Source organism: Rhizobium ecuadorense (assembly GCF_001187535.1).
In the GTDB taxonomy this organism is placed as follows: Bacteria; Pseudomonadota; Alphaproteobacteria; order Rhizobiales; family Rhizobiaceae; genus Rhizobium; species Rhizobium ecuadorense.
Genome location: NZ_LFIO01000606.1, coordinates 1 through 782, shown reverse-complemented (window position 1 = coordinate 782; position 782 = coordinate 1). Strand labels below are relative to the sequence as shown.

Below are 782 nucleotides of genomic sequence, written 5' to 3'. Positions count from 1 at the left end.
TGGATATGGGCGTGGATGGCGCGGGCCAGCACCTGGCTTTCGACGTCGCGGCCGATCGAGACATAGTCGTCGGGCGACTGCGCATGGGTGATGCGCGCCGTGTCCTGCTCGATGATCGGGCCTTCGTCGAGATCGGCGGTGACGTAATGGGCCGTGGCGCCGATCAGCTTGACGCCGCGGCCATAGGCCTGCTTGTAAGGGTTGGCGCCCTTGAAGGACGGCAGGAAGGAATGGTGGATGTTGATGATCTTGCCCGACATCTTCTGGCACATCTCGTCCGACAGGATCTGCATGTAGCGGGCGAGCACGATCAGCTCGGTGCCGGTCTGCTCGGCCACCGACATGATATGGGCCTCGGCCTGCACCTTGTTGGCCTTGGTGACCGGAATATGGTGGAAGGGGATGTCGTGGTTGACCACGACCTTCTGGTAGTCGAAATGGTTGGAGACGACGCCGACGATGTCGATCGGCAGAGCGCCGATCTTCCAGCGGTAGAGCAGGTCGTTGAGACAATGGCCGAAGCGCGACACCATCAAGAGCACCTTCATGCGCTTCTCGCTGTCGTGAAATTCGTAGTCCATCTCGAATGGTGCGGCGACGGCGGCAAAATCGGCGCCGATCTCGGTGCCGGAAAGACCCTCCTCGGAAATGAAGGAGACGCGCATGAAGAACTTGCCGGTATCGAGATCGTCGAACTGCGAGCTGTCGATGATGTTGCAGCCCTTCTCCGCCAGATAGCTCGAAATCGCCGCAACGATGCCGCGCGTCGATTTGCAGGATAC

The 782-nt window shown here is 60.4% G+C and carries 1 protein-coding gene; it reads right to left on the bottom strand.

Going from position 1 to position 782, the window contains the following annotated elements; all coding sequences use genetic code 11:
* Positions 1-782: formyltetrahydrofolate deformylase (purU, locus tag AF337_RS12235; RefSeq protein ID WP_244471230.1), on the bottom strand; the 782-nt coding region annotated here is incomplete at both ends.